Raw genomic sequence first — 7,498 nt, forward strand, 5'->3', positions numbered from 1 at the left:
CCCCCCCACCCGCTCGCAAGCGGCGGACGATGGCACGATGCCGATCAATGCGGCTCCCGCAAAGCCGCTGACCGCGAGTGACTTCGAAGTGCAGAAGGCGACCGGACCGTCCGGCCTTGCGAGCGTCGACGCGCGCACGCTCACGCCCCCGGCCGCGGCCGCGGCCGCCACAACCGATCCTCGCGCGGCCACCCCATCCACTAATCCGGAACAGCGCGCCGCGGCCTCTCCGATCCACGCGCAAAGCCAGACTGCTCCCGCACCGTCAGCCCGACCGGCGATCACATCGCAGGCTCAGGTGCAGGCACCAGCGCCATCGCAGAATGCTGCGCCCGCAACCGCCACCTCGACACCGACCACAACGGCGGCGGCCGCCCCGGCGCAGCAGTCGCATGGACCGGCCAGGCCAGCCTTGCGGCCATTGCACCACCTGACCCGTCACCAGCCGACGGCGAACGACGAGCCCGCTGCTCCGTCGACCACAACGCCCGCGCCGTCGAAAGCGCCCGCCGCGAAATCCGGCGACGTCCAACTGTTCTAGGAGCCCCTATGAAATCACAAGGTCCCAGTGTCACCCTGCTTTGCGCAGGCCTGTCCGTTCACGGCAGCGTGATTCTCGATCACGGTCTGAGCCTTTTCGGCATCGTCGATGGTGACGTGGTCTCCAATACCGGCCTGCTGCATGTCGGTCAGGGCGGCATGGTCAAGGGGCAGGTTCAGGGCGAGCACGTCCGGATCGACGGCACGGTTGAGGGCGACGTGCACGCGCGCGGCATCCTCGAGATCAACGGCCGCGTGACAGGCAACGTCTACTACTACGGGACGATCCGTCTCGGCGCGCGTGCGTCTCTCGAAGGGCAGGTCAAGCGCAAGAGCGATCTGACCATCGAAAACGCGGCGAGCAATGTCCAGCAGCTCTCGCGAACCGCGGCAGCAGTCTGAATCGCAAGTCCCCCCACGCAGAAACACCCGACCACCCATTCAAAAGGAGCGTCAAGCTTTCATGAATCGTCTTTCGAAAACCCTCACCGCAGTCGCGCTTTGCGCTTGCGCGATTGGAAACGCATCCGCGGCGGCGCCGGCACAACAGATCGACGTCTCGTTCTACAAGGACGGTCATCTGGTTTCGGCCGGGACCTCGATCATCGCTCACGAAGCCTTCGGCCGGAGCCCGTTCGCCTATTCCAGCGGCACGCATGTCGGATTTGGGACGTGCCATCTGGAGGGCGCAACGATGCGTCTGCAGAGCGAAAGCCGTTTCGTCGGCCTTTCACTGGTTGTGAAGCCCGTCGATGTCGACACGAACAAGGCGCGACTGTCGGTGACTGCGCAGGATACGGAGTTTGTCGGTAAGCGCGACAGCGGAACGGTTGACTGCCATTCCGAAGTCGTAGACGTGAAGGGCCTCGAAGCCACCGACGTGACGATCGATGTGGTCGATGGCCAGAGCGTGGACGTGCCGCTCGGCGATGCTCGCTATCGCCTCGTGCTGAAATTGCACCGCGCGGACCTTTAATTACCGCGCGACCGGGATACAAAAATGGCGCTTCCAGCCGGGAGCGCCATTTTTTTATGTTTATCTGCGATCAGAATGCCGCCCTGAAAGCGATGCAGGGGCCCGACAAAAGAGCGCACCGTAGCCCGGCAGATTTACCAGCAACTGTTCCCGGTCTACCGCCAGGCCGCGCGACTCGAACCAGGTCGCGAGCCAGTCGATGGCTCTTTCGAGTGCGTGCTCGTTCGCCTCGCAGGCGAACCGAAGTGCGTGGTGACCCAGCAACGCGGCATACTGCGCCGAATTTACCGGAAAGAAAAACGGTGACGCGACGCGGGCACGCTGCCACGCCAACGCGAACAGTTCCGCGATCTCGCTGGCCTCCAGCATCGGGACCTGATCCTTTTCCCCGTTGTCCGTCAACATCGCCAGATTCATCGGCGACACGAACTGCCGGTTGGGTCGCGAGCCAACCTTTGCGAACACCGGCCGGTTCTCCGCGTGCCAGGATTGCAGCGCTTCGTTTCCCACCCAGACGCGCGAGCGAAGGTTCTCGTTCAGCCACGCACGGCATTGCGGCTGACTCGAGAGCGAAAAGCCGGCGACGGCAAGCGGTGCCCAGTCATCGCGCCCGACGGCGAGGTGGGAGAAGTCGCCGTCGCAGTACAGATAGCACAGGCCGTCGAGCTTTGCCCTGCCGAACTCGAAGGCCGATGCCCGGTGCCGATGCGGCGCAACCGCCGGCGAGTGTGATGCCGTCTCATACGGCGTAAGGTTCAGCGACGAGACCGGCACATAGCCAAGCCTGCGGAACAGTCTATCGAGCATGAAGACCCCAAAGATTCCCTAGCGTGCTTCCGATTCGATGACGAATCGCGACACGGGATTTTTCCTGATCGTGGCGATGACAAGACTGTCACGCGCGCGCGTCATCGCGACGTAGAACAGACGCCGCTCCTCCGATTCGGTGCTTTTCTCGTCCGGTACCACCCCCTCCTCGGCGCGGGTGATCCAGACATGGTCCCACTCGAGCCCTTTCGAACTGTGCATGGTTGTCAGCACGAGCGCGCCGTCCGTGGGCTTGTTATTGTCCCGTTTGAGATACTCGATCCGCTCGGCGAACGACCCGTTCAGTCGGGACAGCACGTCGTATGTGCCCTGGACTGCGCGAATCGCCGGATCAGCTTTCGCGTAGGTCATCATCAGTTCCAGCACACCGTCGAGCGCAAGCGAGTAGAACTGGCGCTCGCACATCAGCTGCCACTCGCCCAGACGCTTCATGAACGCGCGGTAGGCAGTGGCCGTCTCTTCGGGCAGACCCAGCGCGACCAGATCCTTTTTCTGCCGTTGTACGAGCGCCGGGCCCATGTCGCGGTGCAGTGAGCCGAGGTGAGCCGAATTCATTCCCATGTAGCCCAGAACCGCATCAAGCCCGTTCTGCTTGCGGCCTTCAACAATTTGGAGCAGATTGCACATGAGCGCGCCCTGCGGCCGGTTAAGTACCGAGCTGCCGGAGGCGCGGAAGTACCGAACACCGTGCGAGCGGCAAACCGCCTCGATCGGATCGAGGATGCGGTTCGTGCGTGCCAGAATGGCGCACGACTTGCCGGACGTGAGCAGCGGTTGCAGAAATTCCACCGCGGCAACCGCGTCGGCATACTCGTCGTCAGACCGCTTCGTCGCGACCGAGCCGCCGGCGCCGCGTTCGGCCTGCAGCACCTTTGGTATGCGATCGGCGTTATTGCGGATGACCCGGTCGGCGGCCGAGAGGATTTCACTGCGGCACCGGTAGTTGCTTCCCAGCACCACACGTTGAGCATTGAACGCCTCGGCGAAGCTTTCCATCCCGCGAAAGCCAAGCGCGGCGCGGAACCCATAGATGCTCTGGTCATCGTCACCCACGACTGTCACCTGTGCGCCCGCCTTCGCGTGAAGCTCGACCCACCGATACTGCAACGGGTCCGTGTCCTGAAACTCGTCGACGAGCAGATCTGTGAAGCCATACGGCGTAATGTCGCCCGCCTCCATGCCTGCGACCGCGAGGCGCAGCATGTCCTGAAAGTCGATCTTGCCGTTGCGCTCAAGCGCTGCCTGATAGGCCTCATAGAGTTGCGCATCGGCGGTACCGGCCTCGACGCGACCGAAATTCGTCTTGATCCGCTCGATTACAGGCACGACTTCTTCAGGCTTCCATTCGAGGCCGAGCTCGGCGATGACGCGGGCAATCAGACCCATGCGATCGCCATCGGATGCGATGTCCCGCCGTTTTCCGCCGGGCTGGCCCAACTGCCGGAACGCCAGCGAGTGAAAAGTCCCGGCGACCAGCCGGGACCTTGCGTGTGTCCCCGAGAGAGCCAGGATGCGATCGCGCAGTTCCACCGCAGCATCCTTGCTGAACGTGACCGCACCGACGATCGCGGTAGGCTCCGACAGGAGGAGCGCGGCCTTGGCGGCAATCGTCTTCGTCTTGCCCGCGCCCGGACACGCGATCGCGACGCAGTGCCGGCGATGCTCGGCTACCTCACGCTGCTGTGGATTCAGGCCGTCAAGCATGATTGCGTCGCGCCTAGCGGGCGCGCACCGTGGTCATCAGGCGAAGGTGGGTCATGTACCCACGCACGCCAATCGGATGGAACTTGCGCAGAAAGCGCGCCGTTTCCTCGTCGACGTCCGACTGGTCCCGAATGCCGTTCCAGACGAGAAAATCGAAGTTGTCCATCACCCGGTCGAACTTCATCAGCAGCGACAGCAGACGCATCGAGAAACGCGAATACGCCTCGACCTCAATGGCGAGCGACGGCTTTGTCACCGTCGGCGCGAACACAATGTCGCCCTGGTCGCGCAGTTTCTGTTCGGTCTTCTCGCGGAAGTCCTTGGCCACACCAAGCTGTTCATCGACATACGTTTCGAGCTCGGAAACCTGCTTCTCGAGCCACGCGGTGACCGTGCCCTGATCCTCCGCGCCAAACGTCGAACGGCCGAAGCGCTGCATATTGATGCTCATGCGGTTCAGGTACGGCCACCACTGTTCGAACAGCGGTTTCAGGCGGGTGTGATTCAGACGCACCGTCGCGGCCACCACTGCGGCGCCCGAAAGCTGACGCTCCATCAGTTCGCGGCCGATTTCCCGGCGGCGGCGCACGATCGCGGCGCGCTCGGTCGGCGAGAGCTCGCGGAACAGCTTGCGCGTACGGGCGACCTGTTCACGCTTTTGCTCGGCTTCGGAATCGCTGATCATCCCTTCCCTCTGAAGGGTGGTTGCCGCGTCTTCCATCTGTTGCAGCTCGACTTCGATCTCGCCGCCGTCCGCGCCATCCGTCGTCGCATTTTCGGTCGCCGACGTAGCGCTTGCGGCGTCACTGGTTGCCGGACGGGCCGCAGCAGCAAGGATGTCGGTCGCTGACGACTGGCTTGCAGCTTCGGGATTCGTCTCTTCGGAGATGGTGCTCATATAGGGTCCCTGTGGAAAGGTGCACGCGCACACGCGCGGCATATCCCTATTGTTGCTAGCCTCACATCGCCCGGACCGTCAAAACATGTGTGATTTGAAGCATCTTTCTGACCAGTTAATGCATGGACCCAGACCGTGCGTCGACGAACGGCCATGAGCCGCCGGTCGAGGTCGCCATCCAATTTGTATAGCTAGGGTCCCGTCCGGCCCGCTCAATGGCCGGTTTCCGGCGAGCGAATTGTCGATGGCACTGCCTCAACCCGGTCATGAAGCGCCGGTCGAGGTCGTCGTCCAGTTTGAATTAGCCAAGGTCTCGCCCACGCTCCCTCAATGGCCGGTTTCCAGCGAGCAGATTGCTGGGGGTACTGTCTCAACCCGGCCGAGATGGAATGGACACCGCCCTCCCTTCGGGGAGGTGGGGTTCAGCAGGAACGCGGAGGCCCTCCAGAACCGAACGGCATCAATGTGCCAGAGTGGAGTTTCGACACGTCCACTTGAGGATCGGAGGGCCCAAATGAATGCTACGACATACGGTCTGGATGTTGCAAAGCGGATTTTCCAGATGTACTGGGTTGACGCGCAAACCGGTGAGATAGCCAATCGGCGCTTCCGGCGCGACGAACTGATTGCGTTTCTGGCACAGCGACCCGCGGGCCGTGTGGCGCTCGAAGCATGCGGCAGCACGCACTGGTGGGCCCGCAAGATCAAGGCGCTCGGGCACGAAGTGGTATTGCTGCATGCGAAGTTCATCCGACCATTTGTCCAGACGAACAAGACCGACGCGGCGGATGCGCGGGCTATCTGGACGGCGGTACAGCAGCCGGGGATGCGAACGGTAGCGGCAAAGACAGAAGACCAGCAGGCGATGCTCGGTCTTCACCGAATGCGATCGCTGCTCATTAAATTCCGAACAATGCAGGTGAACCAGTTACGAGGCTTACTCTATGAATTCGGTGTGTCGTTCCGCACTGGGCGTGTCGCTGGACTGAATGAGATCCGTGCACGCATGGCAGAGCTCGAAGACGCTCTGCCCGGAATCATGATCTTCAGCCTGCAGGACCAGCTAAGACGTATCGATGCGATCGAGCGCGACATCGAACAGCTTGAGAAGCAGATAAGCGGTTGGCTCAAACAGGAAGCGGCTTGCCGGGCGATCGCCGAAATACCTGGCATCGGCAAACTCACGGCGACTGCGCTAGTCGCCACGATAGGGGATGCAAAAACGTTCAAATCGGGTCGTGAATTCGCCTCGTTTCTCGGGCTGGTGCCACGACAAAGCGGTACAGGTGGCAAGATCAGATTGGGATCGATTTCAAAGCGAGGTGACCCCTACGTGCGCACGCTACTGATACATGGAGCGCGTTCCGTAATGCGCCATGTCAAGACGCCGACGTCCTGGCAGAAGGGTATCCTGGAGCGACGACCAGCGAACATTGTGACGGTAGCCCTGGCGAACAAGGTGGCGCGGATGGCATGGGCAATTCTTGCTCACGACAGCAGGTACGACAAGAATCAGTAAGCGTGAGACCTGTCTAGCAAGTAAGACCTAGAATAAACATAGATTTACCGATAGGTTGCTGAGGTTGATTCAAACGTGATGGCGAAACAGGTCGGACCATAGGAGCGCAAACCTGAACACGGCCTTGCACTTAAAAGCGCGTGGCCGAGATGAGAACGTTCCTGGCAAATTCCATCAGGGCTCGCGGCTTCGGCTTGCGTAAAGCCGAATATAAGACCGCAACCGATACTTCGTTCATCATCACATCGAGATCAGCTTGGCAAACCGGGCGCTGTCCATATAAGGCCGTGTAAAAACGCGCAGAGCGGCCGACCGATCCCTTCCCGGCGGGAGCACAGTTGCGTTAGGGCGTGACGCAGGCAAATGAAGTGATCGTGTTTTACTGGCAAACAGCGTCGGCGCGCGCATTCACGCGCCTGCCAGCTTCATCGCTCGCATCGTCTTTGCGGATCCGAGGATCCTGATGACTCGCTTGAGGTTGTATGCCAGCACGTGCAAACTCATTTCAGCGGCGACATGGCCAAGTCCGCGCGTCTGGAAGTGCGTCGTCCCCATCCAGTGCTTGAGTGTGCCGAACACGTGCTCGACCGTGCGCCGTCGCATCGTCATGGCATCGAGCTGGCGATCGAGCCTGGACTGCATCGCCTCAAGCACCGCTTCGTGTTCCCATCGTCGAATACGCCGGTAGTCCGTGGGCGTGCACCTGTTCTTTATCGGGCATTTCGGGCAAGCGCTGCTCCAGTAGGTACGCAGGGCCATCGGAGTTTCGCGCTCGACGGAAGTAAATCGGTAAATCGCCCGTTGTCCCGCTGGACGTAGGTATTGGTCGTCTTTGGCGATGTAGATGAAGTCGGCCCGATCGAACCGTCCATCTGCCTTTGCACTGGACGTTTGTGTTTTTGGCACCAGCGCTGCAATACCAGCGTCATCGCATCCTTTGATTTCCGTGGCGCTGCAGTACCCGCGATCGGCCAGCGCCTTGAGCTTCTTCCTGCCCATCGCTTCGCGCGCGGCTTTGGCCATCGGGCTTAGC

The 7,498-nt window shown here is 61.4% G+C and carries 7 protein-coding genes and 1 pseudogene; 4 read left to right on the forward strand and 4 right to left on the reverse strand.

All coding sequences use genetic code 11. The features are described from left to right. The 3 genes from BTH42_RS33870 to BTH42_RS33880 all read left to right on the forward strand — a co-directional run. Positions 1-541 (forward strand): hypothetical protein (locus tag BTH42_RS33870; RefSeq protein WP_075305526.1); only part of this gene is annotated, 541 nt, incomplete at its 5' end. An 8-nt stretch (positions 542-549) separates the two neighbouring features. Beyond that, positions 550-942: a polymer-forming cytoskeletal protein gene (locus BTH42_RS33875; protein ID WP_075305527.1), complete on the forward strand. Its 393-nt coding sequence runs from the start codon at positions 550-552 to the stop codon at positions 940-942. A gap of 61 nt (positions 943-1,003) precedes the next feature. Then, complete coding sequence (locus BTH42_RS33880; RefSeq protein ID WP_075305528.1) at positions 1,004-1,516, forward strand: hypothetical protein; 513 nt, start codon at positions 1,004-1,006, stop codon at positions 1,514-1,516. Positions 1,517-1,576: 60 nt separating this feature from the next. On the opposite strand, the gene BTH42_RS33885 is transcribed toward BTH42_RS33880, so the two are convergent. Genes BTH42_RS33885 through BTH42_RS33895 form a run of 3 tightly spaced genes read right to left on the reverse strand, consistent with a single transcriptional unit; the run spans position 1,577 to position 4,946 of the window. After that, a complete protein-coding gene (locus BTH42_RS33885; protein WP_075305529.1) occupies positions 1,577-2,323 on the reverse strand; it encodes a hypothetical protein in 747 nt (248 codons plus the stop codon). Positions 2,324-2,341: 18 nt separating this feature from the next. Further along, positions 2,342-4,048, reverse strand: a complete 1,707-nt coding sequence (locus tag BTH42_RS33890) for an ATP-dependent helicase (RefSeq protein ID WP_075305530.1) — start codon at positions 4,046-4,048, stop codon at positions 2,342-2,344. A gap of 13 nt (positions 4,049-4,061) precedes the next feature. Continuing rightward, a complete protein-coding gene (locus tag BTH42_RS33895; RefSeq protein WP_075305531.1) occupies positions 4,062-4,946 on the reverse strand; it encodes an ATPase in 885 nt (294 codons plus the stop codon). Between the two features lie 514 nt (positions 4,947-5,460). On the opposite strand from BTH42_RS33895, the pseudogene BTH42_RS33900 reads away from it, so the two are divergent. Further along, positions 5,461-6,482 (forward strand): annotated as a pseudogene (locus tag BTH42_RS33900) (IS110 family transposase). A gap of 391 nt (positions 6,483-6,873) precedes the next feature. Here the strand turns inward: BTH42_RS33900 and BTH42_RS33905 are convergent. Continuing rightward, positions 6,874-7,498, reverse strand: a 625-nt coding sequence (locus BTH42_RS33905; RefSeq protein WP_143752323.1) for a transposase, incomplete at its 5' end; no start/stop codon positions are given.

This window comes from Burkholderia sp. SRS-W-2-2016, assembly GCF_001931485.1.
In the GTDB taxonomy this organism is placed as follows: Bacteria; Pseudomonadota; Gammaproteobacteria; order Burkholderiales; family Burkholderiaceae; genus Paraburkholderia.